Source organism: Dokdonella immobilis (genome assembly GCF_900115085.1).
Lineage (GTDB): Bacteria > Pseudomonadota > Gammaproteobacteria > Xanthomonadales > Rhodanobacteraceae > Dokdonella > Dokdonella immobilis.
The window spans coordinates 101,683-127,680 of record NZ_FOVF01000003.1; the positions used below are offsets into that span (position 1 = coordinate 101,683).

A 25,998-nucleotide genomic window follows, 5' to 3' on the forward strand; every position below is an offset into this window, starting at 1 on the left:
AGGTCTAGGTGATGCAGGAATCGACGGACGTGCTGGTCACGCCGAAGCTGTTCGAGCAGATTCTCGGAGCCGAGGGCAACCTGATCGGCATTGAAACGGGCCAGATCGACGAAACGCTTGAGCAGTTTCGTCAGCTGGCCATGCGCAGTGGCCAGTCCGTTTACCTGTGGGATCCGGACAACGGCATCGCCGCGCTGCGCCAGAGCGAACTGCGCATCCCGGGCTCCAAGCGCCTCAGCGACGCGCTGCGTTTCATCCTGCAGAGCATGCAGTTCGCCGTTTACCTGCTGATCGACTTCGACGACCAGGTCAAGCCGCCGAATACCGCGCTGTTGCGAAGATTCGCCCGGATCCGCACGGGCAACCAGCGCAAGATGGTATTCATCGCCCGCAAGCTTGCGTTTCCGCAGGAAATCGATGCCCTGGTCGAGCGCATGTCGCCTGGCGCAGTGGCGAATGCGCGCCCGCGCTTGCGCGACGGCCGCTGGGTCAGCTGATGGTCAGCGAAGGCGTCAACGGAGCCGTCCTCATCGTCGCCACCGATCGCGACGACCGGCGCTTCCTGTTCGATGCCCTCGATGCGCAGGAATTCGACGCGATCTACACGGCCAAGGACATCGGCCAGGCGCGCACCTTCCTCGACCAGGATCCGCAGATCGACCTGGTCCTGCTCGAGTTCATCGGCTCGGCCAGTGACGCCGTCGCTTTCTGCGGCGAGTTGCTGCGCTATCGTCCGCAGAATCCGGTACCCGTGATCGGGATCCTCGCCTCGAACTCCGCAGAGCAGGTCTGGAACTGGGAGAACATGCCGCCTGGTGTGGTCGACTGGATATCCAGTCCGGTCAATCCGGCGGAGGCCCTGGCCCGGATCCATGCCCAGCTCCAGGATGACGGCGGCAAGCCGGGCGGATCCGCAGCGGCGGAAAGCGATGCCCGCTACCGCTATGCATTTGACGGCAGCCTTGACGAACTCGCCCTGGTCGACCCGAAAACACGCCGCCTGATCGACGTCAATCCGACCTTCATCCAGCGCAGCGGCTATTCGCGCATGCAACTGCTGGCCGGACGCATCGAGCATTTCGATGCCGCCCTTGCGCCGGAACTTCGCAGCGAGCTGAACCTGCGCCTGCAGCGTGAGGGCAGCGTGCAGTTCCGCGCGCAGAAGCCGCACGCCGACGGCAGCGCCTACCTGGTCGACGTCCATGTGCAGCTTGCCGTGCAGGATGGCAAGGTCGTGCATTTCTATACATTCCGCGAACTCGGCGAACTCGGTCGCTACGAGCAGGCGCTCGAGGTCATTTCGAGCCTGTCCCTGGCCGGTGGCGGCGAAGAGGGCATCAATGCCGCGGTCCGCAGCCTGGTCGACTGGCTGTCGCTCGATTTCGTCGCCCTGGTTTCGCTGCGCCTCGAGCAGGCCGGAGAGATCCAGCCGCTGGTCGTCTACCATCGCTTCAGTCCGGCCGAAGAAACCCCCGATCCGCTGCGCCAATCGACCCTCAAGCACGTCCTCGACGGCGACGAGCTGATCCAGCTGGCCGACGCCTGGCGGCTCAGTCCGGACAACGGGTTCGTCCGCGAAAGGCGTTTCGAATGCCTGATCGGACTGCCGCTCTGCGACGAACGCAAGGTGGCGCTCGGCGCCCTGATCGTGGCCCGGCGCGAGCCGATCCTGCGCCAGTCGCCGGTCATCGAGGGTTTGCGCGCGGTCGCCCATCGCCTGGCCATGGAACTGGAGTTGCGTCGTACCCGGGAGCAGGGCAGGGTCAGGGGCCTGCAGGATGCGCTGACCGGACTGCCGAACCGGCTCCTGTTCAACGACCGGCTCGAGTCGGTGATCCAGGAGGCGCACCGTACCGGCGAGATGTTCGCCGTGCTGTTCGTCGACCTCGACCGTTTCAAGAACATCAATGATTCGCTCGGCCACAGCGTCGGCGACCACGTGCTGGTGGCAGTGGCCCGGCGCCTGCGCCTGTGCGTGCGCGCCTCGGATTCCGTTGCCCGCTATGCCGGCGACGAATTCACCATGATCCTGCGCCATATCGTCCAGCGCGACGACGTCATGCGCATTGCCGAAAAGATCGTGCGCGTGATGGAGGCCCCGCTGACCCTGCCGGACGGACTCGAGATCCAGATCACGGCAAGCCTGGGCCTGAGCTTCTATCCGGACGACGCGACCGTGGCCGAGCGCCTGCTCAAGCACGCCGATGTCGCCATGTACACGGCCAAGGGCATGGGTCGCAACAACTACCAGGCCTATGTCGCGGTGCCGGAAGAGTCCCACCAGCAACGTCTGGCGCTCGAAGCCAAGCTGCGCCAGGCCGAACGCAACGGGGAATTGCGCGTCTTCTATCAACCCCAGGTCGACACCACCACCGAGGATATCGTCGGCATGGAGGCGCTGATCCGCTGGGAGCATCCCGAGCTCGGCATGATCAGCCCGGGCTTCTTCATTCCGCTGGCCGAGGAAACCGGGCTGATCATCCCGATCGGGGAATGGGTGCTGCGCGCTGCCTGCCAGGATGCGCGGCGCTGGCAGGTGCGCTTTTCTTTGCCGCTGCGGATCAGCGTGAACCTGTCTCCGCTGCAGTTGCGCCAGCCGAACCTGGTCGGGCTGGTCGCGGCTGTTCTTGAAGAGACGGGCGTGCCCGCACATCTGCTCGATCTCGAGGTCACCGAGAGCATCAGCGTCAAGTCGATCCCGAACCTGCTCGAGACCCTGCAGGCCCTGCGCGAGCTCGGCTGCCAGATATCCATCGACGATTTCGGTACCGGCCAGTCCTCGCTCGATTACATCAAGCGCTTTCCGGCCGACCGGATCAAGATCGACCAGGCCTTTGTGCGCAATATCGGCCTCGACCCGGACGACGAAGCCATCGTCCAGGCGACCATCGGCATGGCCCACAACCTCAATCGGGCGGTCGTCGCCGAGGGGGTCGAAATCGAGGCCCACCTCGATTTCCTGCGCGGACTCGGCTGCGAAGTCCTGCAAGGCTATCTGTTCTGCCGGCCGTTGCCTGCGGCCAGTTTCGAGAGCCTGCTGAGCGAACGCGAGCGTCTGCACCAGGAATCGCGGATCTCGAATCTTCAGGATTGAGCTTTGCGGAGGTTGGCCACAGATAGGGCCGTTGCGGCAGTTCGATGAAGTGCCCGGACCCCCGCATGCTGGCGCTGCCGGCCAGATCGGGGAAAATGCGGTGAAACTATTTCCCGTCGAGGCGGTCTAGGGCAGTGTGCCTCGACCCCATCGCCGGCAAGGAGACCTGCCCGCATGGGCGAAAGCGAATTGGATCAGGCGCTGGTTGAGCGTGTCCAGAGTGGCGACAAGCATGCCTTCGATCTGCTCGTACGCAAGTACCAGCACAAGATCGTCAGTGTGGTGACGCGCTATGTCTCGGACTGGAGCGAGGCCCAGGATGTCTCCCAGGAGGCGTTCATACGCGCCTATCGGGCGATCGGCGCGTTCCGCGGCGACAGCGCGTTCTATACCTGGATCTACAAGATCGCCATCAACACGGCCAAGAATTATCTCGTTTCGAAAGGTCGCAGGCCGCCGATCGGCGATATCGCGATCGACGACGCCGTGCAACTGGACGGAGCCAGCCAGTTGCGCGACCGCGCCACGCCGGAACGCGAACTATTGCGCCAGGAAATTGAACAAACCGTGTTCGGCACGGTCGAAGAACTGCCCGAGGAGCTGCGAACCGCAATTACCCTTCGGGAAGTGGATGGTCTGAGCTACGAGGAAATCGCGGAAGCGATGAATTGTCCGATCGGTACCGTGCGTTCGCGGATTTTCCGCGCTCGCGAGGCAATCGACGAGAAGCTCCGGCCGCTATTGTCTGAAGACGAGGATTGAGCCGCATGAGCCAGCAGATCCGGGAACAGCTTTCCGCCCTCATGGATGGTGAGTTGCCCAAAGACGAAACCGCGTTTCTCCTGCGGCGGGTCGCCCATGACCGCGCGCTTCTGCAACAGTGGTCGAGCTATCACGTGTGCCGACAGGTGCTTCGACGCCAGGACCTGATGGCATTGCCGTCGGACTTCGCGGACGCGGTATTGGCCCGGATTGGCGATGAGCCACTCTCGGTTCCGGTTCGCAAAGGGCGCGTTCTGCAGTGGGTATCCGGTGGCGCGATCGCGGCCTCGGTGGCGGTGATGGCGCTGATGTTCAGCGGCCCCCGCGAGGCGGGCCATGAGTCCGTCGAGCAGCCGCTTGCAGCACTTCCGGCGAATGCGACCATGAGCGCGAGCACTCCCGTTGTTTCCAGCGGGACCAGGTCAGGCGAGTTCCGCGCGCCACTGGTATCCCCGGCTATCGATGTCCAGCCGGCCTCGGTCAGCAGCGAAGGCTTTGCTGCTCCCGGTGCCCCGTTGGATCCGCGCCTGCAGTCCTACCTGATCCGCCACTACGATGCGGCCGGCAATGCGGGCCAGTCCGGGCTCATGCCCTATGTACTCCTGATCGTGCCGTCCCAGCAGCAGGCTGCCGCCGAAGCGGCGGCGCAGGGGAATCCGGAGAAGCGCTGAGGTCCAATGCAAGACCATCCGTCGGAACCGGTGGGCCGCCATCCGGGATTCATCAGACTGTTCGGCGCATGGATCCTCATCGGCCTGGTCTTTGGTCTGGGCCAGGGCGTGCACGCGCAGTCCAGCGACAGCCGCGAACTTCTCCAGCAGATGGCCACGGCCATCCGCTCCCTCGATTACCAGGGCTCCTTCGTCTACCAGCACGCCGGCCGGGTCGACACCTTGCGCGTGTACCATGCCGGCGGCGGCCTCGAACGCGAGCGTCTGGTCAGCCTGAATGGTCCGCGCAGCGAGGTCATCCGCAACGGGGCGAACGTCACCTGCATCCAGGCCGATGGCTCGGCCACGGTCTATACGAGCAGTTCGGGGCGCGGACTGCTGCCACTGGTGCCCGAGGCAGGCAACAGCCAGATCGGTCAGCACTACGAAGTTCGCATCGCCGGAAAGGATCGCGTCGCCGGCTACGACGCGGACGTCATCGATGTCCTGCCGCGCGACCGGTTCCGCTACGGCTACCGGCTCTGGCTCGATCATTCGACCCGCTTCCTGCTGCGCTCGATGGTCACCGACAGCGAACGCCGAGCGCTGGAGCAATTCATGTTCGTATCGCTGGAACTTGGCAAACTGCCGAGCGATACCGATCTGGTCCCGCGCCAGAGTGAACTGCTGGCGACCACGGCGGCGACGCCAGACGAACTTGAGCTGCGCGGCGCACCGGTCTGGAGCGTGGCCGAGCCACCCCCGGGGTTCAGCCTGAGCTCGGCGCGCAGGCCGCGAAACGGCGTCGCCGGCACCGAGCATCTGGTCTATTCGGACGGCCTCGCCAACGTCTCCATTTATATCGAGCCACGCGACGCGAAGGACGAGGAAAAAACCACGGTCGCCGGACGCGGCACGCTCAACGTCTACACGACGGTCGACGGCGAATGGCGGTTCACCGTCCTCGGTGATGTTCCGGTGGTCACGGTCAGCACGATTGCACGATCGATCGGTCGCTCAGCGAAAGATGCGGCGACCCGGCAGGCGCCTGAAGACGTGCCATGAGTCACCGTCGGCCGCGGGAACTTTGGAATATCGCCGCGGCTCCAAACGACATCCGGAACGCAGCGCTGCGGCGATCCAGCGCAAAGGTTTTATACGCATCAGCAGTCGAGGAAATATCAAGATGACGAATGTATCGAGCCGGCGCAATGCCGGCGTTGTCTCCATGGCGTGGGTCTTCCTCCTGGCGATGGCCGGGAGCCTGCACGCTGCGGAATTGCCCGATTTCGTGAGCCTGGTCGAGAAGAACGCGCCGGCCATCGTCAATGTGCAGGCAACCGTCACGCCGAGCGCTATCGCGCAGGACCTTGGACCCGATGCGGATGGCCAGCAGGAAATCCCGGAAATCTTCCGGCGCTTCTTCGGTCCCATTCCACGCGGCGGGCAGCCCGAAGGCGAGCGCCGCTCGGCCGGTTCGGGCTTCATCATCTCGTCGGACGGCTACGTGCTGACCAACAATCATGTGGTCGGTGAGGCCGATCAGGTCACCGTTCGCCTTTCCGATCGCCGCGAATTCGATGCCAGGGTCATCGGTACTGACGAGCAGACCGACATCGCCCTGCTCAAGATCGAGGCGAGCAGTCTTCCGGTCGTCAGCATCGGCGATTCGACCCTGCTCAAGCCCGGACAGTGGGTCGTCGCCGTCGGCTCACCGTTCGGCATGGATCACACCGTGACCCATGGCATCGTCAGCGCGGTCGGTCGCGGCTACGATCGCAGCCAGCAGTACGTTCCGTTCATCCAGACCGACGTGCCGATCAACCCGGGCAATTCGGGTGGCCCCCTGTTCAACCTCGATGGCCAGGTGGTCGGCATCAATTCCCAGATTTTCTCCAATACCGGCGGCTACATGGGCGTCTCGTTCGCCATACCGATCTCGGTGGCAATGAATACGGTCGGCCAGCTCAAGGAAAAGGGCCACGTTTCGCGCGGCATGATCGGCGTGCAGATCCAGAACGTCGATCGCGCCTCGGCCAAGGCCCTCGGCCTGCCGCGCAGTGGCGGCGCGCTGGTCAACAACGTTTCTCCTGGCGGCGCGGCCGAGAAGGCCGGGGTCAAGGTGGGCGACGTCATTCTCGGCTTCGACGGCAGCGAAGTGGTCAGTTCCTCCGACCTGCCGCCGATGGTCGGCCTGACTCCGCCGGGAACGAAATCGGAACTGGAAATATTCCGCAACGGCAAGACCATGAAAGTGCCGGTCGTCGTCGGTGAGTTGCCACAGGACGCCAGCGCGGTGGCCAGCACAGCGCCGCGGGCGGCGCCCGCGAACAAGCTCGGCGTCGTCGTCGAAGACCTGACCGCGGAGCAGCGCCAGCAACTCGGCCTGAAGGATGAGGGTGTCGTGATCACGCGCATTGCCGGCGCCGCGGCACGCCGTGCCGCACTGCAACCTGGCGACGTGGTCCTCATGATCGGCCGCAAGTCGGTCAAGTCGGCCGCGGATTTCAACGCAGCGGTCAAGGATCTGAAGCCGGACGAGTCGGTCATGCTGCTGATCCGCCGCAATGACACCACGTCGTTTGTGGCCCTGACCGTGCCGAAATCCGACGACGAATAGGGTCGTCCGCCTGCCTGCAACCGGATCGACGCGGGTCCCGGCCCGCGTCGGTCCATTTTGGGGATGTCAGACGCTGGACCCTGGCGAGGGCGGTCACCGATGTTGCAGCGCAGCCAAAGCAGCCGCTTTCTGCGATAATCGCCGCCTTTGTGCCGCCCATCTGGACGGTGCTTTACGGCAGACCCGATGGACCATATCCGAAATTTCTCGATCATTGCACACGTCGACCACGGCAAGTCGACGCTTGCCGACCGCATCATCCAGCTCTGCGGCGGCCTGCAGGACCGCGAGATGTCGGCGCAGGTGCTTGATTCGAATCCGATCGAGCGCGAGCGGGGCATCACGATCAAGGCGCAGAGCGTTTCGCTGCCGTATACCGCGCGCGACGGCCGGACCTACCAGCTCAACTTCATCGACACCCCGGGCCACGTCGACTTTTCCTACGAGGTCAGCCGCTCGCTGGCCGCCTGCGAGGGGGCGCTGCTGGTCGTCGATGCCGCCCAGGGCGTCGAGGCCCAATCGGTCGCCAACTGCTATACCGCGGTCGAGCAGGGCCTGACCGTGGTCCCGGTGCTGAACAAGATCGACCTGCCGACCGCGGACATCCAGCGGGCCAAGGACGAGATCGAGGCCGTCATCGGCATCGACGCCGAGGATGCGATCGCGATCAGCGCCAAGACCGGCCTCAACGTTGTCGATGTCCTCGAGGCGATCGTTGCCCGCATTCCGCCGCCCAAGCCCCGCGATACCGACAAGCTGCAGGCCCTGATCATCGACTCGTGGTTCGACAACTACCTCGGCGTGGTCTCGCTGGTGCGCGTCATGCAGGGCGAGATCAAGCCGAAGGACAAGATCCTGGTCATGTCGACCGGACGCTGGCATGAAGTCGACCAGGTCGGCGTGTTCACGCCCAAGCGTCTGGTCAAGAACAAGCTTTGCGGCGGCGAAGTGGGTTGGGTCACGGCGTCGATCAAGGAGGTCCATGGCGCGCCGGTCGGCGACACCCTGACCCTCAATGCCGATCCGGCGGCGCACCCGTTGCCGGGTTTCCAGAAGGTCCAGCCGCGTGTTTTCGCCGGCCTGTTCCCGGTCAATGCCGAGGACTATCCCTCGCTGCGCGAAGCCCTCGACAAGCTCAAGCTCAATGACGCTGCCCTGCATTTCGAGCCGGAAAGCTCCGAGGCGATGGGCTTCGGCTTTCGTTGCGGCTTCCTCGGCCTGCTGCACATGGACATCATCCAGGAACGCCTGGAGCGCGAGTACGACCTCGATCTGATCAGCACGGCGCCGACCGTGATCTACGAAGTGCTGCAGACCGACGGCACGATCCTGGCGCTGGACAATCCGGCCAAGTTGCCGCCCACGCAGACCATCCAGGAAATCCGCGAGCCGATCATTGTTGCCAACATCCTCACGCCGCCCGACCATATCGGCAGCGTGATCAAGCTTTGTGAGGAAAAGCGGGGCGTGCAGCGTTCGATCCACTACATGGCCAATCAGGTGCAGATCAGCTACGAGCTGCCGCTGGCCGAGGTCGTCCTCGATTTCTTCGATCGCCTGAAATCGGTATCGCGCGGCTACGCGTCGATGGACTATCACTTCGAACGCTTCCAGATCGCCCCCCTGGTCCGCCTCGATGTGCTGATCAACGGCGAGCGCGTCGATGCATTGAGCCTGATCCTGCATCGCTCCGCGGCGGATCGGCGTGGTCGCGAACTGGTCGAGAAGATGAAGGACCTGATTCCGCGCCAGCAATTCGACGTCGCCATCCAGGGCGCCATTGGTGCCCAGATCATCGCGCGCTCGACGGTCAAGGCCCTGCGCAAGAACGTGCTGGCCAAGTGCTACGGCGGCGATGTTTCGCGCAAGCGCAAGTTGCTCGAGAAGCAAAAGGAAGGCAAGAAGCGCATGAAGCAGGTCGGGCGCGTGGACATCCCGCAGGAGGCGTTTCTGGCCGTCCTGCAATCAGACAACAAGTAGCAGCTGCCGCTTCCGGCAATCTTTCGAGGAGATTGAATGAATTTCGACCTGGCCTTGCTGTTGGTGGTGCTGAGTGCGCTGACCGGGGTGATCTGGCTCATCGACAAGCTGGCCTTCGCGCCTGCGCGGCGTCGCCGCGCCGAGAGCATCGCCGACATCGCCGCACTGTCCGAGGCGGAAAGGAAGGCGCGCATGCAGGAGGCGATGCGCGAGCCGGTGATCACCGAATACGCGCGTTCGTTCTTCCCGGTGCTGGTCTTGATCCTGATCTTCCGCTCGTTCATCGCCGAACCGTTCAAGATTCCCTCCGGTTCGATGATGCCAACCCTGCTGGTCGGCGATTTCATCCTGGTCAACAAGTTCGCCTACGGGCTGCGCCTGCCGGTACTGAACAGCCGTTTTCTCGAAATCGGCGAGCCGAAGCGTGGCGACGTCATCGTGTTCCGCTATCCCGGCTATCTGTGCGAGCGCGATGGCAAGGAGGTGCGCAGCGGGAATCCCTGCTACGAGCCGCTCATTCCGGTACCGAAACAGGACTACATCAAGCGCGTCGTCGGCCTTCCCGGCGACGAAATCACCTATCGCGACAAGCTCATCTACGTCAACGGCGTGCAAGTTCCGCAGACCTACGTCGGCCCCTATGTTGGCCCGGCCGAATCGGGACGAAGCCTGGCCGAGGCGCAGGTCAAGGACGAGGACCTTTCGGGGACCACGCACAGGATGATGGTGCTTCCGCAGAATTCGGGTCGGGAAGGGACCTGGCGCGTTCCGCCGGCCAGCTATTTCGTCATGGGTGACAATCGCGACAGTAGCGCGGATAGTCGCTATTGGGGTTTTGTGCCGGAGGACAACCTTGTCGGTCGGGCAATCGTGATATGGATGAACTGGGACGACAGCATCGACTACCGGCGCATCGGCACCGTCATCAAATAGAAGGGGAGTAGCAGCATGTCCATTCGTAACCGTTCTCGTGGCATCACCTTCATCGGATTTCTGGTCGTACTCGTGGTCGTCGGCTTTTTTGTCTACCTCGGCATGCGCCTCGTGCCGATGTATATCGAGTACATGGGGGTGGTCAAATCCATGGAGCAGGTCCGCTCCGAGCCCGGTGCGGGCAACATGTCCCCCGAGCAGGTGCGCCGCTCGCTGCAGTTCAAGTTCGATGCCCAGTACGTCGAAAGTGGCGCCATTCCGCCGGAGGCCATCCAGGTGATCCGCCAGGGCAATGCGCAGACGCTGCGCATCCGCTACGAGCGTCGCGTGCCGTTCATCCACAATCTCGAGATCCTTGGCACCTTCGACAAGTCGGTCAACCTGTCCGGTGCCGATGACTAGCCGCACAACTGCCCTCGGGCATTCGTTCTCGGATGCCTCGTTGCTTGAACAGGCGCTGACGCATCGCAGCGCCGGTCGACGCAACAACGAACGGCTGGAGTTCCTCGGTGACGCGCTGCTCAACCTGATCGTCGCCGAATTCGTCTACGAGCAATATCCGCGCGCAAGCGAAGGCGACATGACCCGCCTGCGCGCGGCCCTGGTCAATGGAGCCGCGCTGGCCGAACTGGCTCGGGAGGAGGAGCTTGGCGAGAGCCTGGTGCTCGGCCCGGGCGAGTTGAAGACCGGAGGTTTTCGCCGTGAATCCATCCTTGCGGACACCTTCGAGGCGTTGATTGCGGCGGTTTACCTGGATTCCGACTGGTTCACCTGCCGGACGCTGGTGCGGCGGCTGTTTGCCAGCCGGGTACTCGAGGCGGAAGGCAAGGTGGCCAAGGATCCAAAGACGACCCTGCAGGAGCTGATGCAGGCGAACGCCCTGGCTTTGCCGGTCTATGACCTGGTCGCGACACAGGGTGACGATCATGAGAAGGTATTCGATGTGCTTTGTTGCATCGAAGCATTGGGTTTGAAGATGCAGGGGCGCGGCGGCAGCCGGCGCGCCGCGGAACAGTCGGCTGCCGAGGGCATACTCGGCGAAGCGCGCGCGGCACTTGCCGAGCGCAGGAAGAAGCGCAAGGCCTGAACATGCCAACCCAAGTCAGTCACCGATTCGGCCAGGTCGCCCTGATGGGCCGGCCGAATGTCGGCAAGTCGACCCTGCTCAATGCCCTGATCGGCACCGAGCTGAGCATCGTTTCGCCGAAGCCGCAGACGACCCGCCACCGGATCCTCGGCATTGCCACCCACGAGAATGCCCAGATCGCCTTTCTCGACACGCCCGGCCTGCACCTAGGCGGCAAGCGCGCGATCAACCGCCAGTTGAACCGGGTCGCGCGCCAGGTGCCCGAGGAGGCGGATCTCATCGTGCACGTGATCGCCGCGCCGCGCTGGACCGAGGAAGACCAGCAGGTCTGGGAACTGATCTCGCGACACGACGTGCCGCGCCTGCTTGCCGTCAACAAGATCGACCGTGTAACCGAGAAGGCGCAGTTGCTGCCGTTCGTCGCGGCGATCAGCGAAACGAGGCGCTACGATGCGGTGCATTACATCCAGGCGACCCACGGCAAGGGCCTCAAGGCGCTGCTGGCCGACCTCGTGCGCCTGCTGCCCGAGGCGCCGGCGAATTATGCGGAGGACGAACTGACCGATCGCAGCGAGCGCTTCCTCGCCGCCGAAATGATTCGAGAGCAGCTGATGCTGCGCTTGTCCGAGGAGCTTCCCTACGCCACCACGGTGGAAATCGAACATTTCGAGCAGGTCGGTGGCCTGTCGCGCATCGCGGCGGCGATCTGGGTCGAGCGGGAAGGGCAGAAGGGTATCGTCATAGGCGCCTCTGGCGCGCAGCTCAAAGCGATCGGCAGCCAGGCTCGCCGGCGCATGGAAAAACTGTTCGGCGGCAAGGTCTTCCTCGAACTCTGGGTCAAGGTTCGCGAAAACTGGTCCGACGACGATGCATCTCTGAAGCAGTTCGGGTACACCGGCTGATCGATCGCCGGCATGCGCGTTGAAGCCCAGCCCGCGCTGGTTCTGCACGCTCGCTCCTATCGCGAGACTTCGCTGTTGCTCGAATGCCTGAGCCGGGACCATGGCCGCATCGGTCTGGTCGCACGTGGCGTACGCAGGGAAAAATCGCGCCTGCCACGTGGATTGCTGCAACCGCTGCAGCCCCTGAATCTGGGCTGGGTGGGCAATGGCGAATTGGTTACCCTGACCAGCGCAGAGGCGAGCGCAGGGCCGTTGCCCCTGCGCGGCGAGCGCCTGTATTCGGCGATGTATCTCAACGAGCTTGTGCTGCGCCTGTGCGCGCGCGGCGACCCGCATGGCGACCTCTTCGGCCATTACCTGTTGTGCCTGCAACGACTGGCGGATGGCGAGCCGGAAGGATGGACCTTGCGGCGCTTCGAGCGTGACCTGATGGACTTGCTGGGCTACGGCATTGTCCTGGATCGCGAGTGCCGGTCAGGAGCAGACCTCGATGCGGATGCCGAGTACGTCTACGTGCCGGATGCGGGTCCGCAGGTCTGGCGCGGTGAGAACGGCGTCTTCCGAATCAGCGGCGCAGCCTTGCGGGCCCTGCACGCGGACGTCATGCCGAGTGCCGCGCATTGCGCCGAATTGCGTCGTCTGATGCGCATGCTGCTGCAGCATCAACTGGGCGGCGCTTACCTGAATGCGTGGGCGTTGAGCACACCGTCGATGGCGCGGTCCGAGCGCTAGGGAGGGTTCCCTGACTCCCGCGCCGCGTCGTTCCGGCCCCGATCGCTCGGCCGGTCGATGCCCGGATTGCTGCAGGCCCGATGGCGATTGTCGGGAGCATGCGAAATCCGCACGGCTTCATCATCGGTCCATCGTGGCCCTCAGTCGAGGGCGCTGCGGGTCCTTGCGCTGACCTTCATCAGCTCCGAAACGGCCGAATCGGGCCAGCCGGAATGCTGATCGAGTCGCGCGCGAAGCTTGCCGACGGCCAGGGCCAGGGCCGATGCCCCGCAGAATCCCGCGGACGCCTCGAGGCGATGCAGTCGATCACGAAGCGCCCCGGTATCGGCATGGCGTTCGAACCGCCGCACTTCTGCAGGCAACGCATCGAGTTCACCGGCCAGCAATTTTCGCAATGCGCTCACGATGGCCACGTCACCGCCGGTTTTCTGCGCGGCCATGGCGTCGTCGAGCACGGCATCGGGCGCTGGCGTTGTCGACCCGAGATAGTGCTCGAGCATCGCGTGCAGGGCGTCCAATGCAATCGGCTTGACCAGCACATCGTCGAAGCCGGCGTCGGACAGCATGGCGCGGCTGATGCCGGCGTCGGCGCTGGTTGCCAGCGCCGGCGCCCGGTGCGACGGCCCCGCCGCCGCGCGAATCCTGCGCAGGGCCTCCGGTCCATCGACGATCGGCATGCGCGTGTCGAGAAGGATCAGTTCGAATCGTTGCGTCGTGGCAAGCGCGACGGCTTCGGCGCCATCCGCGGCCGGGGCGACCTCATGCCCGGCCAGGGCGATCGCTTCGCGAAAGAAACCGAGACTCAATGGATTGTCGTCTGCGACCAACACGCGGCTCACTCATGGAACTCCGTCTCCAGCGATAGGTTCAGCATCAACGCATTGCCTGCCCAGGTCAACGCGAATTGCGCAGCGAGGGCGCGGTTGGCCCCGGCATTCGCTCAATCGCTGCTACCATTCGCGGCCCTTGTCGACACCTTGATACCGGTCCGGATGCGGTCATGCAGAGCTTCGAAGTCGAGATAGACAGCCTCACCCACGATGGACGCGGCGTGGCGCGCGTCGAGGGCAAGGCCCTGTTTGTCGCCGGCGCATTGCCGGGCGAGCGTGCGCTCGTGCGCTACGCGGGACGTCATCGGCACTATGACGAAGCGCGCGTGGTCGAGTTGCTGTCGCAGTCCCCCGATCGTGTCGATCCGCACTGTCCGCACTTCGGCCAATGCGGCGGTTGCGCCCTGCAGCATTTGTCCGCGCCCCGGCAGATCGAGGCCAAGCAACGAGTCCTCGCCGAGAACTTCGAGCGCATCGGCAAGGTTTCGCCCGCGCAATGGCTGCCGCCACTGACCGACCAGTCGTGGGGTTACCGCCGCAAGGGCAGGCTGTCGGTCAAATGGGTCGACAAGAAGGGCAAGGCGCTGGTCGGCTTTCGCGAGGACAACCCGAGGTTCGTCGCCGATCTTTCGGTCTGCCACACCCTGTTGCCGGAAGTCGGGCAACGCATCGAGGCTCTGTCGGCCCTGATCGGGTCGCTCGATGCCCGTCGCGAGATCGCGCAGATCGAGATTGCCGCCGGCGACGATACCGTGGCCCTGGTCTTTCGCCATCTGTCGCCGCTGAACGAGGCTGATCTCGGCAAGCTCGCAGCATTCGGCCGGGCCCATGGGCTTGCGATCCTGCTGCAACCGAAGGGGCCCGACAGTGTCCAAGCGCTGTGGCCGGACCGCATCGAGCTGCATTTCCGGATCCATGATGCCGACGTGGACCTCGCGTTCGAACCTCTCGATTTCATCCAGGTCAACGCGGGAATGAACCAGCGCATGGTGGCCAGAACGCTCGACCTGCTCGACGCTCGGGACGGGGACACGGTGCTCGATCTGTATTGCGGACTCGGCAACTTCACGCTTCCCATCGCGCGCCGGGTGCGCTTGATCGTCGGCGTCGAGGGCGACGTCCGCCTGGTCGAACGTGCAGCGGCCAACGCGGTGCGAAATGGCATTGCCAATGCGGACTTCCATGCCGCTGACCTTTCGATCAGCCATGCGCAGAGCAACTGGGCCAGGGCGGGATACGACAAACTCCTGCTCGATCCACCGCGTTCAGGTGCGGCCGAGGTTCTCGAATACCTGCCGCGCAAGGGCACCGATCGCGTGGTATACGTTTCGTGCCACCCCGGATCCCTGGCCCGCGATGCGGGCACGCTGGTCACGCGGCATGGCTTCACGTTGACACGGGCCGGCGTTATGGACATGTTTCCGCATACCGCCCATGTCGAATCAATAGCGTTGTTCGAGCGCTGAGCGACCGGTACGATGTAGTGGCTCTATCGTCGGGACTTCCTGCAATCCGAATCCGTTGAAGCAGATACGGCACATGACGACACACACTCGCGAGGCAGATGACGCATGTTGATCATCGGCATCCCCGGCAAGACCCTGAGCGACGAGGATCGAGTCTGGCTATCGGCGCCGCAGGTCAGCGGCGTGATCCTGTTCACGCGCAATTTTTCCAACCGGGACCAGGTGACGTCGCTGATCGACGATATCCGCATGGAGCGGCCCGACGATCCCTTCCTGATCTGCGTCGATCAGGAGGGAGGGCCGGTCCAGCGCTTCCGCGAGGGCTTCACGAGGCTGCCGGCCCTGTCCCGGCTCGGCGAGCTCTACGCTCGCGATGCAAAGCGTGCCTTGGCCCTGGCCGAGGACCATGGCTGGCTCATGGCCAGCGAAATGCGGGCCATCGACATCGACCTGAGTTTCGCGCCGGTGGCCGATCTCGCTTGCGGAAACCTGGCGATCGGTGACCGTGCATTCCATGCCGATCCCGCCATTGCTTCCGATCTCGTGCAGGCCTATGCACGCGGCATGCATCTGGCCGGCATGGCCGTGACCCTCAAGCACTTCCCCGGACACGGCTCGGTCGTTGCCGATACGCATTTCGACGTGGCCGCCGATGCGCGCATCCTGGACGATCTTCGCAGCAGGGATCTGGTCCCGTTCATCGATGGCATCGCCGCAGGTGCCGAAGCGGTGATGATGGCGCATGTCACCTACCCCGAGATCGACACCTTCGCGGCCGGCTATTCGAGAATCTGGATCGGCGAGATCCTGCGCAAGGAAATCGGCTTTGCGGGCATCGTCATCGGCGATGACATCGGCATGGCCGCAGCCGAGTCCATTGGTGGCATTCCAGAGCGCATCGAAGCGCATCTGGCCGCCGGCTGCGATCTCGTGCTTGCGTGCAGCCCCTCGATCGTCGATGAGGCGGTCACCGCAAGCACCCATCTGCCGGTTTGCGACCCGGCCCGCGTGGAAAGCCTGAGAGGCGCCGTGGCGCCGACCTGGGAGGCGCTCGTCGACAACCCCAAGCGCGACAAGGTCATGGCCCGCCTGGCCGAACTGTGTCCTGAGCCGAGCAGCAAATGAGCCGACCCGAACTGGCCACCGCCTTGCGCGATGGCGATGTGATCCACGACCATGCAACGCTGCAGGCGGCCATCTCGACGATCGGTGCCGACATCGGTCGTGCACTCGAGGGCAAGTCCGCGGTCTTTCTCACCATCATGCAGGGCGGTCTGGTCTTCGCCGGCCAGCTGGCCACGGAGATCGACGCCGCGCTGGAGTTCGACTATGTACACGCCACGCGCTTCCGCGGCGGCACCGAGGGAGGCGCCCTGCAGTGGTTGCGGCGCCCGGCGACGCCATTGGCCGGGCGAATCGTCCTGCTGGTCGACGATATTCTCGATGAAGGCCACACGCTGAAGGCCATTCGGGATTGGTGTCTGCAGCAGGGGGCCGAGCGGGTCCTGCTTGCGGTGCTCTGCGAGAAGCGTCATGGGCGCACCGTGCCCGGACTGAGCGCCGACTTCGTGGGAGTCGAGGTTCCCGATCGTTACGTCTTCGGTTACGGCATGGATTTCCATGAGCAGGGCCGCAACCTGCCCGCCATCCATGCCCTCTAAGTCGTCCATGGACATCGATCTTGCCGTGATTGGCGGAACGGGCCTGTACCGGTTTCCCGGTCTCGAGAGGGTCGAGGAGTGCGCCGTTGAAACGCGCTGGGGCGCGCCTTCCGACGGCATCGTCGTCGGCTGGCTCGGCACGAAGCGGGTCGCGTTCCTGGCTCGGCATGGACGGCAGCACGATATCGCCCCGCACGAGGTGAATTACCGGGCCAACCTGCAGGCACTGCACTCGCTCGGCGCCAAGCGCGTCATCGGCATCAATGCCGTCGGTGGCATTCGCGAAGACATGGGTCCGCGCGTTCTGGTCGTTCCGGACCAGCTCATCGACTATACGCACGGGCGCGTCACCAGTTTCGGCGAGGGGCGCGGCGAGCCGGTCCGGCATATCGATTTCAGCGAGCCGTACACCGCCAGTTTGCGCGCCGACCTGCTTGCGGCAGCAGCGGCTGCCGGGATCGGTGTGGTCGACGGGGGTTGCTACGGCGCTACCCAGGGGCCGCGTCTGGAAACGCGCGCCGAGATCGCCCGCATGCGTCGCGATGGCTGCGACCTGGTCGGCATGACCGGCATGCCCGAAGCCGCCCTGGCGCGCGAGCTGGAACTCGAATACGCCTGCCTGGCCCTGGTCGCCAACTGGGCTGCCGGCTGCGGCGACGAGGCGGAAATCAGCCTCGAGGAAATCTTCGCCCATCTCGAACATGCCACGGCCAGGGTTCCCGCGCTGATCGCCGCCTTGCTCAAGCCCTGAGCCGGTACAAAGCCCGCGGGCCAGGCCATCGAATCGGCGGATCCAGCCCTGTCAGGCGGCGAACTGGAGACGCGCCAGTTCCGCATAGAGCCCGCCCTCGCGCATCAGCTCGGCATGCGAACCCTGGGCGACGATGCGCCCGGCATCGAGGACGACGATCCGATCCGCTTTTTGCACGGTGGCCAGACGGTGGGCGATGACCAGGGTGGTCCGGTTGGCCATCAACCGGTCGAGGGCCTGCTGGACGAGGCGTTCGGACTGCGCGTCGAGACTCGACGTGGCCTCGTCGAGCAGCAGGATCGGCGCATCGCGCAGCAGCGCCCGGGCGATCGCGACACGTTGTTGCTGGCCGCCCGAGAGGCGCACGCCGCGCTCGCCGAGGTAGGTTTCATAGCGCTCGGGCAGGGCACTCAGGAACTCGTGACACTCAGCTGCCCGGGCTGCGGCTTCGACCATCGCATCATCGGCTTCGAGGCGCCCGAAGCGGATGTTGTCCGCTGCACTCGCGCCGAACAGCACCGGATCCTGGGGCACCAGGGCGTAGCAGCCACGCAATTCGGGCAGTTGCACGTTGCGCAGGTCGCGACCGTCGAGGGTAATGCGACCCGCCTGCGGATCGTGGAAGCGCTGCAGCAGCTGGAACAGCGTGGTCTTGCCCGCTCCCGACGGTCCGACCAGGGCCACCGTTTCACCGGGCTCGATGGTCAGCGAGAGATCGTGGATAGCGGCGTGGTCGGGACGTGATGGATAGCGGAACTCGACATGCTCGAAGCGCAGTGCGCCCCTGACCGGGCGGCTCAGCGGTTGCGCACCATCCACGCTCCTGATTTCCGAATCGGTGTCGAGCAGTTCCGCGATCCGGCCCAACGCGCCGGCGCAGCGCAGCAACTCGCCCCAGACTTCGGTCAGTCCGCCGACCGAGCCGGCCGCCACCACGGCGTAGAGGACGAACTGGGCCAGCACGCCGGCATTCATCTGGCCGGCAATGACCTGGTGGGCACCGGCCCAGAGGACCAGGGTGATGGCACCGAAGCTGAGCAGGATGACCAGGGCGGTCAGCAGTGCGGTCGTGCCGATGCGCTTGCGCGCCGTGGCCAGGGCGAGCTGGACGGCCTGTGTGTAACGATCGCGCTCGCGCGGCTCGCGCGTGTAGGCCTGCACGGTGTGGATGGCATTGAGCGACTCCGAGGCGATCGCCGCGGAATCGGCGATGCGGTCCTGGCTTTGCCGCGACAATCGCTCGACCCGGCGGCCCAGGATCACGATCGGCAGGATGACGGCCGGAATGACCAGCGCGGTCAGGCCAGCCAGGCGCGGACTGGTGATGACGAGCATGGTCGTCGAGCCGACCAGCATGACTACGCTGCGCAGCGACAGCGACAGCGTCGAGCCGACCACGGTCTGCACGAGTTCCGTGTCGGCGGCGAGTCGCGAGACCAGTTCGCCGGAGCGCGTGCGTTCGAAAAAGGCCTGATCCAGGGTCAGCAGGTGCGCGTACAGGCGGCTGCGCAGGTTCGCCGCCACGCGTTCGCCGAGCAGGGTCACGCAGAAATACCGGGAAGCACCGGCAATCGCCATGATCACGGCGACGCCGAACAGGCCGATGAAGCCCGCATTGAGCTGGGCAGGGTCGGTCTGGCCAAAGCCGCGGTCGATCATGAAGCGGGCCGCGGCCGGCAGGGCCAGGGTGGCCGTCGAGGAGATGGCCAGGAAGACCAGCCAACCGGCAATCAGGGCACGTTGTTCGCGCAGGTAGGGGACAAGGCGTCGGTAGGCACCGAGTCGCCGCGTTGTGCCTTGATCGGGAGTGGCCATGGATTCGAATCGCCGGGAATATCCGACGAATGGGTGCCTGCCGGAGTCTTTTCAAGCACGCGCTTGCTCCAGCTCCAGCGCAACGGGACGAATTCCGGATCGATCGCGCAGAGTACGGTCGAGGCTGTGCGCCTCAATCCGAACGCAGCCGCGATTGGCCACGGCTCAGGTCACGTACGAGGTCGGCAAGCGCGGACACGCATTCGCGCGGCAGGCGCAGGCGCAAATCGGCGCCGAACGCATCGAATCGTTCGGCAATCTGTATGGCGGAATATTCGCCCAGGCGCGTGCGCAGGACTTCGAGCCAGGCAAAGTCGCAGAAGACCTGGACATCGACCTGATCGACCACCGCCACGCGATCCGCCAGGCGAAGGCATTCCGCAGCGCTGCCGCCATAGGCGCGGGCCAGACCACCTGCGCCGAGCTTGATGCCGCCGTACCAGCGCGTGACGAGAACCGCGACACGATCGAATCCCTGTCCATCGATGGCCTGCAGGATCGGCCGGCCGGCCGTGCCACCCGGTTCGCCGTCGTCGGAAAAGCGGTATTGCTGGCCGATCCGGTAGGCCCAGCAATTGTGCGTCGCCTGGGCATCGCTCGCCTCGGCAATAAAGGCAAGGGCCTGCTCCGGGTCGCCGATGGGCGAGGCCAGAGCGATGAAGCGGCTCCTGCGGATTTCCTGCTGCAACCGGGCTGGACCCTGCAGCGTGTGCAGCATGCTCACCGGGACAGGCGCAGCAACTCGTCGGAGAGCTTCCAGTCCGGATGCATGCGCCGGAACAGACGCAGGTTCTCGATGGCCTGCTGACGGTGGCCCTCGCGCTTCAGACGCACGATTTCAGCCAGCCATTCTTCGGGCGGCAGGCGCATGTTCTGGCGAAGCTGGACCGAACTGGTCGGCGCCGGTGCCCGCGACTGCATGGGCTCCGGTGAAGCGAGCGACTTGGCCTGGGCCGCACCCGCCGCCTCGTCGGCCTGCTCCCTTCGGTCGCTCTTGCCGAGCTCGTCCATCGCACCGGGCGTACCCTGAGCTTGGGGCAAATCCTTGGCGGGCGGGAACGGTTCAGCCTCCGCATCGGCAGCCATGGTGTTGGCGCGCTCGGCCTGCGACTGAATCTGCGTCACTTCGGGTGGTGCGACGGCGGGCCGGGGGGCAGGCGCAGGTGGTGGTGGACGGGCGGCTTTCTGGCGGCTTGCGCCCACCGGCTTGCGCTCCTCGACCGATGTTGCCGCGGCCGGTCCCGACTGATCGCTCATGGCACTGTCGCTTTCGGCTTTTGGCGGTGCGGCCGGCTCGTTGATCGGCTGCACCGCGATCACCGACGGATGGCTGCGCTCGAGGCTCCCGCCCGACGCCGCGTCACGGGATTCGAGCTGCTTGCCGACCTGCCAGGCGATGCCCGCGGCCAGCACGACTCCGGCGGCCGAGCCGATTCCGAGCATCCAGCGCTGGGCGGGCGGGGCGCGGTCGGCGTGCACGGCACGCGCGGCGTTGGCGAGGACAACACGATCGAGACGTCGCGGAGGCTCGGGGCGGCTCAGGCGTCGATAAATGGCGCCATACTCGCCGCCATCCTCATCGAGCAGGCGCTGCAGCTCGCGATCGGGGTCGCGGCTTGGGCTCATGTCTCGAACCTCGCCCTGATCCGGGCCAATGCGTAGCGCAGGCGCGACTTCACGGTCTCGCGGCCTGCGCCAGTGACCTCGGCGATCTCTTCGAGGCCAAGGCCATTTTCCATACGTAACAGGAACGTTACACGCTGTTCTTCAGGTAAATCCTCAAGGGCGATCTGCAGCCGCCGGCGTTGCTCGAATTCACTCAGGACGCGGTCGGGCTGCTCGCCCTCGGGCGCGTCGAGCTGGGTGAAGACGAGTTCGGCTTCCTCGGCCGAAGCCTGAGGTCGGGCCCGACGGAAGCGGTCGATGACCAGGTTGTGGGCGATCTGCAGCAACCAGGTCGTGAACTTGGCCTCGACCCGATAACGTTCGCGCGCAGCCACGGCACGGCTCCAGGTTTCCTGGAACAGTTCATCGGCATCGGCGCGCTGGCGCAGGGATCGCAGGAGAAAGCGGTACAGGGTGCCGCGGTGGCGCCGATAGAGCATCTCGAAGGCGAGCATGTCGCCTCCGGCATACGCAAGCATCAGTTCTTCGTCCGTTCGTTCCGACCCCATGGGTGCGAGGTTAAGGCAATCCATGGGGTCCGTCATCAACATGGTTGCGTCGTTCAACGCATCAAGGGCCGAGACGGGGTCGAACGGCCTGGAAGCGGGATTCAGGACTCAGGACCGGGGGTCCCGGACAGCCCTCCAAGGCCGGGTTTGAGGGTCGCCGGCCTGCACGCGCGGCATCGGCCGGGCGGGTCCGGGATCTACCCCTGCGAATCTCCAATCCAAATGCCGCGCAGCAGAACCTATTCGATCTGTGCCTTGGCCCAGGCCATGTCGAGCGCTTCCATGGCGTCTTTCGGCTTTATCCTGGCGGCCTTGTCGTAAGCCTCGGCGACCTCGTCTTCACATTTGTCGCCGTGCAGGAGCAGCAGGCCGTTGCCGTATTCTATCCAGGCGATCGGCGAATCGGGGGTCAGCTTGAGCGCGGCCTTGAGGTGCTTCTCGGCATCGGCCGCGTTGGCGCCATAGGTCAACTTGGCCAGCATGCCGCCGACCTTGTCGACGATTTCGGCGTGATAGAGGCCCAACGCGGTCATGGCCTCGGCATGTTTCGGAGCCATCTTCAGGGTCGTCACCAGCGATTCGCGGACCTTGCCGGCCAGGCCCTGGGCCAGTGCCTTGGCGATGGAAATCGACTGGCTCAGTCGCCCCATCGCATAGGCGCGCCGGTAGTGGCTATTGACCTCGCCTGGCAGCGCAACCAGCGCTTCATCGGCGAGCCGCACAAGGTCTTCATAGCGCGCGGTCCGTGCCGCCTCGTCGTCCAGCAGATGGGTGGCATGGATGCCTGCGGCCTTGATCGCCACCGATGCACCCAGGGCCTTCAGGGCGACTCCGCTTTCATAGGCCTGCTGGAAATCGCCGCGGTGGAAGCAACGCCATGCTTCCTGCAACTGCGCGGCGATGGCCGCCGCATCCTTGCCGAGCTTCGGGTGGGTTTCGAGCAGGGCGGTGATGTGGGCCTGGTCGGGAAACGGTTCCTGGTCGCCCGCGTGCAGTTTCGGCCAGGCCTTGGCCAGCTTGTCGCCCGCAAGGTCGAAAGCCTTGTCCTTGTGCGGGAAAACCGCCCAGTTCTTCTTCGCCATGGCTGGATCCTCGAGTCGTCGGACTGCATCGTGCCTTGCCGGCATGGGCGCGGGCAAGCCGCTAAACTTGGATGGCCTCGACAGCGTCCAGGTCCGAGGCAGCCCCGACCCTGAAAACCGTCCGTTCGATGAAAACGACCGAATCCACCGCCAACGATCCAGCCCGGCGTGCCGCCGCCCTGCGCGAGCGCATCCAGGACGCCAACTACCGCTATCACGTGCTCGACGACGCGCCGATGCCCGATGCCGACTACGACCGCCTGATGCGTGAACTCGAGACGCTCGAAAGCGAGCATCCGGAACTGGCGACCGAGGATTCGCCGACCCGCCGCGTCGGCGCTGCACCCTCGCGCGAATTCGCCGAGGTTCGCCACGCCTTGCCGATGCTCTCGCTGGCCAACGCGTTCAGTGACGAAGAGGTGGAGGAATTCGTGAGACGCATCGAAGCACGCCTCGACCTCGCCGACCCGCTGTTCTCGGTCGAACCCAAATTCGACGGCCTTGCCATCAGCCTTCGCTACGAGAACGGCCGGTTCGTCCAGGGCGCCACGCGCGGCGATGGTGAGACCGGCGAGGACGTGACTGCCAACCTGCGCACGGTGAAATCGATTCCGCTGCGCCTGCGCGGCACGGGCTGGCCGTCCGTGCTCGAGGTCCGGGGCGAGGTCTATATGCCTCGGCAGGCGTTCGAGGCCTACAACGCCCACGCCCGCGAACACGGTGGCAAGGTGCTGGCCAATCCGCGCAACGGCGCAGCCGGCTCCCTGCGCCAGCTCGACCCTTCGGTCACCGCCTCGCGGCCGCTGGCATTCTTCGCCTACGCGCCGGGAGCCGTGGAGCACGGCAGCCTGCCGACCACGCACTCGGCCATGATGGAACGCTTCCGCGAATGGGGCTTTCCGGTCAGCCATCTGGTCGAACAGGCGCGCGGCGCTGCCGGCTGCCTCGACTATTTCCGGCGCATCGGCGAACAGCGCGACAGCCTGCCGTTCGACATCGACGGTGTCGTCTACAAGCTCGACGATCTCGCCGCGCAGCGCGAACTGGGCTTCGTCGGACGTACACCGCGCTGGGCCATCGCGCACAAGTTCCCGGCCCAGGAGCAGAGCACGCGCGTGCTGGCGATCGACATCAACATCGGCCGCACCGGCGCGGCCACGCCGATCGCCCGGCTCGAGCCGGTCCAGGTAGCCGGCGTCGTGGTCACCAACGCGACCCTGCACAATGCCGATCAGATCGAACGGCTCGACGTGCGCGTCGGTGACACGGTGATCGTGCGTCGCGCCGGCGACGTGATTCCGGAGGTGGTCCGGGTCATGCCCGACCTGCGTCCGGCCGATGCGCAGGCATGGCGAATGCCGCTGCACTGTCCGATCTGCGGCTCCGATCTGGTCCGCGAGGAAGGCCAGGTGGTCTGGCGCTGCTCGGGCGAACTGATCTGTCCGGCCCAGCGCAAGGAAGCCATCATCCATTTCGCGTCGCGCCGTGCGATGGACATCGATGGACTCGGTTCGCGCCTGATCGAGGACTTGTGCGATCTCGGCTTCGTGACGTCCGTGGCGGATCTCTACAAGCTGACGCTCGAGGATTTCGTCGAGATGAAACGTCGCGCCGACGAGCGCGACGGGACCGTGCCGGAGACGGTCAAGGCAGGCAAGATCGCGACCCGATGGGCCGAGAATCTGATCGAGGCGATCGACAACAGCAAGCGGGCGACGCTCGAGCGCTTCCTGTTCGCACTCGGCATCGAGCATGTCGGCGAGAGCACGGCCAAGACGCTGTCGACCTGGTTCGGCCGCCTCGAACTGATCCGGCACCTGCCTTGGCCGCTGCTCAAGTTCGTGCCCGACATCGGCGGCGAGGTGGCGCGCTCGATCGACCGGTTCTTCGAGCAGGACGGAAACCAGACCGCGATCGATGCTCTGCTGGCCCGCGGCGTGCAGCTGTCCGACGAGCACGATGTCTCGCCGAAACTGCGACCCGCGCTTGCCCCCGCGTCGGTGCTCGCCTCGCTCGAAATCCCCAGAATGACCGACAAGCGCGCGACCCAGCTCGAGTCGACGTTCGAGGATCCGGCGGAGTTGCTCAAGGTACCCGAACACCATCTCGTCAGCGCCGGACTGCCGGCCGAAACCGCGGCGGCCTTCATGCTCTGGCGTGAGGTGGAAGCGAATGCGCAGCTGTTTGCGCGCACGATTTCATGCTGGAGACGACTCAGGGCAGCCGTCGAGACCAGTGCCGAGTCGATCGAGTCGTTGCCGCTGGATGGCCAGACCGTCGTCTTGACCGGCTCGCTGTCGTCGATGACGCGCGACGAGGCGGGCGCCCGGCTCGAAGCGCTCGGGGCCAAGGTCGCAGGCAGCGTGTCGAAGAAGACCAGCTTTGTCGTCGCGGGCGAGGCGGCTGGCTCCAAGCTCGACAAAGCGCAGGCGCTAGGGGTCGCGATCTGGGACGAGGAGGCGCTGCTGAAGTTTCTCGCCGGACAACCATCTTGAGGCGGCCCGGGCTCGCACGAATGCTTGAACTGCGCGCGCAGGTCTATGCACTGATCCGGCAGTTCTTCGCCGAACGCGGCGTTCTCGAGGTCGAAACGCCGATGCTTTCGGTGGCGGCCAACACCGAACCGAATATCGAGAGCTTCAGTACCCGCTTCAGCGGTCGCTCCGATGCCGGCGCGAGCGAACGCTGGCTGCGGACTTCGGCCGAATTTCCACTCAAGCGCCTGCTCGCCGAAGGCGTCGGTGACTGCTACGAACTGGGTCGGGTCTTCCGCAATGGCGAAGCCGGGCGTCGGCACAATCCCGAGTTCAGCATGCTCGAGTGGTACCGGATCGGCTGGGATCACCGACAGCTGATTGGCGAGACCATCGAACTCGTGAAAGCGGCGGCAGCATCGGTCGGTCGAACCCTCGACGCAGTCTCGATGACTTATCGAGAATGGTTTCTTGATGGTCTGCAGATCGATCCATTCAGCGCGACGATGGATGCCCTGCGCGATCCGCTGCGGGATTTCCGTATCGACGGCACCAATCTTCAGCGCGACGACTGGCTCGACCTCCTGATCACCCATCTCCTGCAGCCGCAGCTGCCGACGGACCGGATCACGGTGGTCAGCGACTGGCCGGCCAGCCAGTGCGCCCTGGCCCGGATCCGACCCGGCGATCCTCCCGTCGCCGAGCGCTTCGAGCTCTACCTCGGACCGTATGAACTGGCCAATGGCTATCACGAACTTTGCGACGCTGCGGAACAGCGCGCGCGATTCGAAAACGACAATCGGCGCCGCCAGGCACGCGGACAGCGCGAACTGCCGATCGACGTGCAGCTCCTCGACGCGCTGGAGCGCGGGGTGCCGGATTGCGCGGGTGTCGCGCTCGGCATCGAACGCCTGCTGATGTGCCTCGGCGACTGCGACGACATCCGCGATGTGCTTGCTTTCGCCTTCGACGAAGCCTGACCGGT

24 protein-coding genes are annotated in these 25,998 nt (G+C 65.1%); 18 read left to right on the top strand and 6 right to left on the bottom strand.

Going from position 1 to position 25,998, the window contains the following annotated elements:
* Nucleotides 1–11 precede the first annotated feature (11 nt).
* From BM125_RS03245 to recO, 12 genes are all read left to right on the top strand, one after another.
* Nucleotides 12–497, top strand: a complete 486-nt coding sequence (locus BM125_RS03245) for a hypothetical protein (protein ID WP_092404838.1) — start codon at nucleotides 12–14, stop codon at nucleotides 495–497.
* Complete coding sequence (locus tag BM125_RS03250; protein ID WP_092404840.1) at nucleotides 497–3,094, top strand: GGDEF/EAL domain-containing response regulator; 2,598 nt, start codon at nucleotides 497–499, stop codon at nucleotides 3,092–3,094. Before BM125_RS03245 ends, BM125_RS03250 begins: the two co-directional genes overlap by 1 nt.
* A gap of 174 nt (nucleotides 3,095–3,268) precedes the next feature.
* Nucleotides 3,269–3,856: an RNA polymerase sigma factor RpoE gene (gene rpoE, locus BM125_RS03255; protein ID WP_092404842.1), complete on the top strand. Its 588-nt coding sequence runs from the start codon at nucleotides 3,269–3,271 to the stop codon at nucleotides 3,854–3,856.
* 5 nt (nucleotides 3,857–3,861) lie between these two features.
* On the top strand, nucleotides 3,862–4,527 hold the full coding sequence (locus BM125_RS03260; RefSeq protein ID WP_092404844.1) for a sigma-E factor negative regulatory protein: 666 nt from the start codon (nucleotides 3,862–3,864) through the stop codon (nucleotides 4,525–4,527).
* A gap of 6 nt (nucleotides 4,528–4,533) precedes the next feature.
* Nucleotides 4,534–5,571: a MucB/RseB C-terminal domain-containing protein gene (locus tag BM125_RS03265; protein WP_092404846.1), complete on the top strand. Its 1,038-nt coding sequence runs from the start codon at nucleotides 4,534–4,536 to the stop codon at nucleotides 5,569–5,571.
* 121 nt (nucleotides 5,572–5,692) lie between these two features.
* On the top strand, nucleotides 5,693–7,126 hold the full coding sequence (locus BM125_RS03270) for a DegQ family serine endoprotease (RefSeq protein ID WP_092405172.1): 1,434 nt from the start codon (nucleotides 5,693–5,695) through the stop codon (nucleotides 7,124–7,126).
* A 186-nt stretch (nucleotides 7,127–7,312) separates the two neighbouring features.
* A complete protein-coding gene (gene lepA, locus BM125_RS03275) occupies nucleotides 7,313–9,106 on the top strand; it encodes a translation elongation factor 4 (RefSeq protein ID WP_092404848.1) in 1,794 nt (597 codons plus the stop codon).
* Nucleotides 9,107–9,142: 36 nt separating this feature from the next.
* On the top strand, nucleotides 9,143–10,039 hold the full coding sequence (lepB, locus tag BM125_RS03280; RefSeq protein WP_092404850.1) for a signal peptidase I: 897 nt from the start codon (nucleotides 9,143–9,145) through the stop codon (nucleotides 10,037–10,039).
* Nucleotides 10,040–10,054: 15 nt separating this feature from the next.
* Nucleotides 10,055–10,441: a DUF4845 domain-containing protein gene (locus BM125_RS03285; protein ID WP_092404852.1), complete on the top strand. Its 387-nt coding sequence runs from the start codon at nucleotides 10,055–10,057 to the stop codon at nucleotides 10,439–10,441.
* Nucleotides 10,434–11,126: a ribonuclease III gene (rnc, locus tag BM125_RS03290; RefSeq protein WP_092405174.1), complete on the top strand. Its 693-nt coding sequence runs from the start codon at nucleotides 10,434–10,436 to the stop codon at nucleotides 11,124–11,126. The genes BM125_RS03285 and rnc overlap by 8 nt, the downstream gene beginning before the upstream one ends.
* Nucleotides 11,127–11,128: 2 nt before the next feature.
* Nucleotides 11,129–12,028: a GTPase Era gene (gene era, locus BM125_RS03295; protein ID WP_092404854.1), complete on the top strand. Its 900-nt coding sequence runs from the start codon at nucleotides 11,129–11,131 to the stop codon at nucleotides 12,026–12,028.
* A gap of 12 nt (nucleotides 12,029–12,040) precedes the next feature.
* Nucleotides 12,041–12,760, top strand: coding sequence for a DNA repair protein RecO (gene recO / locus BM125_RS03300; protein WP_092404856.1), 720 nt, complete (start codon nucleotides 12,041–12,043; stop codon nucleotides 12,758–12,760).
* 140 nt (nucleotides 12,761–12,900) lie between these two features.
* Here recO and BM125_RS03305 read toward each other — a convergent pair whose 3' ends face one another.
* Entirely contained in the window at nucleotides 12,901–13,599 is a 699-nt protein-coding gene (locus BM125_RS03305) for a response regulator (RefSeq protein WP_092404858.1), read from the bottom strand.
* A 161-nt stretch (nucleotides 13,600–13,760) separates the two neighbouring features.
* Between BM125_RS03305 and rlmD the strand changes: the two genes are divergently transcribed.
* The 4 genes from rlmD (at nucleotide 13,761) to BM125_RS03325 (ending at nucleotide 17,468) form a co-directional block, all read left to right on the top strand.
* Complete coding sequence (gene rlmD, locus BM125_RS03310) at nucleotides 13,761–15,056, top strand: 23S rRNA (uracil(1939)-C(5))-methyltransferase RlmD (protein ID WP_092404860.1); 1,296 nt, start codon at nucleotides 13,761–13,763, stop codon at nucleotides 15,054–15,056.
* A gap of 105 nt (nucleotides 15,057–15,161) precedes the next feature.
* A complete protein-coding gene (nagZ, locus tag BM125_RS03315) occupies nucleotides 15,162–16,181 on the top strand; it encodes a beta-N-acetylhexosaminidase (RefSeq protein WP_092404862.1) in 1,020 nt (339 codons plus the stop codon).
* Nucleotides 16,178–16,717 (top strand): hypoxanthine-guanine phosphoribosyltransferase, encoded by a 540-nt coding sequence (locus BM125_RS03320; RefSeq protein ID WP_092404864.1) that lies wholly within the window; start codon nucleotides 16,178–16,180, stop codon nucleotides 16,715–16,717. The genes nagZ and BM125_RS03320 overlap by 4 nt, the downstream gene beginning before the upstream one ends.
* Nucleotides 16,718–16,724: 7 nt before the next feature.
* The gene (locus tag BM125_RS03325; protein WP_092404866.1) at nucleotides 16,725–17,468 is read left to right on the top strand and encodes an S-methyl-5'-thioinosine phosphorylase; all 744 of its coding nucleotides are present in this window, start codon (nucleotides 16,725–16,727) and stop codon (nucleotides 17,466–17,468) included.
* A gap of 51 nt (nucleotides 17,469–17,519) precedes the next feature.
* Here BM125_RS03325 and BM125_RS03330 read toward each other — a convergent pair whose 3' ends face one another.
* The 5 genes from BM125_RS03330 to BM125_RS03350 form a co-directional block, all read right to left on the bottom strand.
* Nucleotides 17,520–19,283 (bottom strand): ABC transporter transmembrane domain-containing protein, encoded by a 1,764-nt coding sequence (locus tag BM125_RS03330; protein WP_092404868.1) that lies wholly within the window; start codon nucleotides 19,281–19,283, stop codon nucleotides 17,520–17,522.
* Nucleotides 19,284–19,416: 133 nt separating this feature from the next.
* Nucleotides 19,417–20,001 carry an IMPACT family protein gene (locus BM125_RS03335; protein ID WP_092404870.1) on the bottom strand — a complete coding sequence of 195 codons (585 nt, stop codon included), beginning with the start codon at nucleotides 19,999–20,001 and terminating at the stop codon, nucleotides 19,417–19,419.
* A 2-nt stretch (nucleotides 20,002–20,003) separates the two neighbouring features.
* A complete protein-coding gene (locus BM125_RS03340; RefSeq protein ID WP_092404872.1) occupies nucleotides 20,004–20,909 on the bottom strand; it encodes a hypothetical protein in 906 nt (301 codons plus the stop codon).
* Nucleotides 20,906–21,457, bottom strand: a complete 552-nt coding sequence (locus BM125_RS03345; RefSeq protein ID WP_175497901.1) for an RNA polymerase sigma factor — start codon at nucleotides 21,455–21,457, stop codon at nucleotides 20,906–20,908. The genes BM125_RS03340 and BM125_RS03345 overlap by 4 nt, the downstream gene beginning before the upstream one ends.
* A 239-nt stretch (nucleotides 21,458–21,696) precedes the next feature.
* A complete protein-coding gene (locus tag BM125_RS03350; protein WP_092404876.1) occupies nucleotides 21,697–22,539 on the bottom strand; it encodes a tetratricopeptide repeat protein in 843 nt (280 codons plus the stop codon).
* Nucleotides 22,540–22,667: 128 nt separating this feature from the next.
* Here BM125_RS03350 and ligA point away from each other — a divergent pair, with 128 nt between their 5' ends.
* Entirely contained in the window at nucleotides 22,668–25,034 is a 2,367-nt protein-coding gene (ligA, locus tag BM125_RS03355; RefSeq protein ID WP_175497887.1) for an NAD-dependent DNA ligase LigA, read from the top strand.
* Nucleotides 25,035–25,054: 20 nt separating this feature from the next.
* Entirely contained in the window at nucleotides 25,055–25,993 is a 939-nt protein-coding gene (gene epmA, locus BM125_RS03360; RefSeq protein WP_175497888.1) for an EF-P lysine aminoacylase EpmA, read from the top strand.
* Nucleotides 25,994–25,998 lie beyond the last annotated feature (5 nt).

Bases quoted from the DNA above. Each gene is read 5' to 3' on its own strand.
- BM125_RS03245 (WP_092404838.1), top strand. From the start codon at position 12: ATGCAGGAATCGACGGACGTGCTGGTCACGCCGAAGCTGTTCGAGCAG.
- BM125_RS03250 (WP_092404840.1), top strand. From the start codon at position 497: ATGGTCAGCGAAGGCGTCAACGGAGCCGTCCTCATCGTCGCCACCGAT.
- rpoE (WP_092404842.1), top strand. From the start codon at position 3,269: ATGGGCGAAAGCGAATTGGATCAGGCGCTGGTTGAGCGTGTCCAGAGT.
- BM125_RS03260 (WP_092404844.1), top strand. From the start codon at position 3,862: ATGAGCCAGCAGATCCGGGAACAGCTTTCCGCCCTCATGGATGGTGAG.
- BM125_RS03265 (WP_092404846.1), top strand. From the start codon at position 4,534: ATGCAAGACCATCCGTCGGAACCGGTGGGCCGCCATCCGGGATTCATC.
- BM125_RS03270 (WP_092405172.1), top strand. From the start codon at position 5,693: ATGACGAATGTATCGAGCCGGCGCAATGCCGGCGTTGTCTCCATGGCG.
- lepA (WP_092404848.1), top strand. From the start codon at position 7,313: ATGGACCATATCCGAAATTTCTCGATCATTGCACACGTCGACCACGGC.
- lepB (WP_092404850.1), top strand. From the start codon at position 9,143: ATGAATTTCGACCTGGCCTTGCTGTTGGTGGTGCTGAGTGCGCTGACC.
- BM125_RS03285 (WP_092404852.1), top strand. From the start codon at position 10,055: ATGTCCATTCGTAACCGTTCTCGTGGCATCACCTTCATCGGATTTCTG.
- rnc (WP_092405174.1), top strand. From the start codon at position 10,434: ATGACTAGCCGCACAACTGCCCTCGGGCATTCGTTCTCGGATGCCTCG.
- era (WP_092404854.1), top strand. From the start codon at position 11,129: ATGCCAACCCAAGTCAGTCACCGATTCGGCCAGGTCGCCCTGATGGGC.
- recO (WP_092404856.1), top strand. From the start codon at position 12,041: ATGCGCGTTGAAGCCCAGCCCGCGCTGGTTCTGCACGCTCGCTCCTAT.
- rlmD (WP_092404860.1), top strand. From the start codon at position 13,761: ATGCAGAGCTTCGAAGTCGAGATAGACAGCCTCACCCACGATGGACGC.
- nagZ (WP_092404862.1), top strand. From the start codon at position 15,162: ATGTTGATCATCGGCATCCCCGGCAAGACCCTGAGCGACGAGGATCGA.
- BM125_RS03320 (WP_092404864.1), top strand. From the start codon at position 16,178: ATGAGCCGACCCGAACTGGCCACCGCCTTGCGCGATGGCGATGTGATC.
- BM125_RS03325 (WP_092404866.1), top strand. From the start codon at position 16,725: ATGGACATCGATCTTGCCGTGATTGGCGGAACGGGCCTGTACCGGTTT.
- BM125_RS03330 (WP_092404868.1), bottom strand. From the start codon at position 19,283: ATGGCCACTCCCGATCAAGGCACAACGCGGCGACTCGGTGCCTACCGA.
- BM125_RS03335 (WP_092404870.1), bottom strand. From the start codon at position 20,001: ATGCTGCACACGCTGCAGGGTCCAGCCCGGTTGCAGCAGGAAATCCGC.
- BM125_RS03340 (WP_092404872.1), bottom strand. From the start codon at position 20,909: ATGAGCCCAAGCCGCGACCCCGATCGCGAGCTGCAGCGCCTGCTCGAT.
- BM125_RS03345 (WP_175497901.1), bottom strand. From the start codon at position 21,457: ATGGGGTCGGAACGAACGGACGAAGAACTGATGCTTGCGTATGCCGGA.
- BM125_RS03350 (WP_092404876.1), bottom strand. From the start codon at position 22,539: ATGGCGAAGAAGAACTGGGCGGTTTTCCCGCACAAGGACAAGGCTTTC.
- ligA (WP_175497887.1), top strand. From the start codon at position 22,668: ATGAAAACGACCGAATCCACCGCCAACGATCCAGCCCGGCGTGCCGCC.
- epmA (WP_175497888.1), top strand. From the start codon at position 25,055: ATGCTTGAACTGCGCGCGCAGGTCTATGCACTGATCCGGCAGTTCTTC.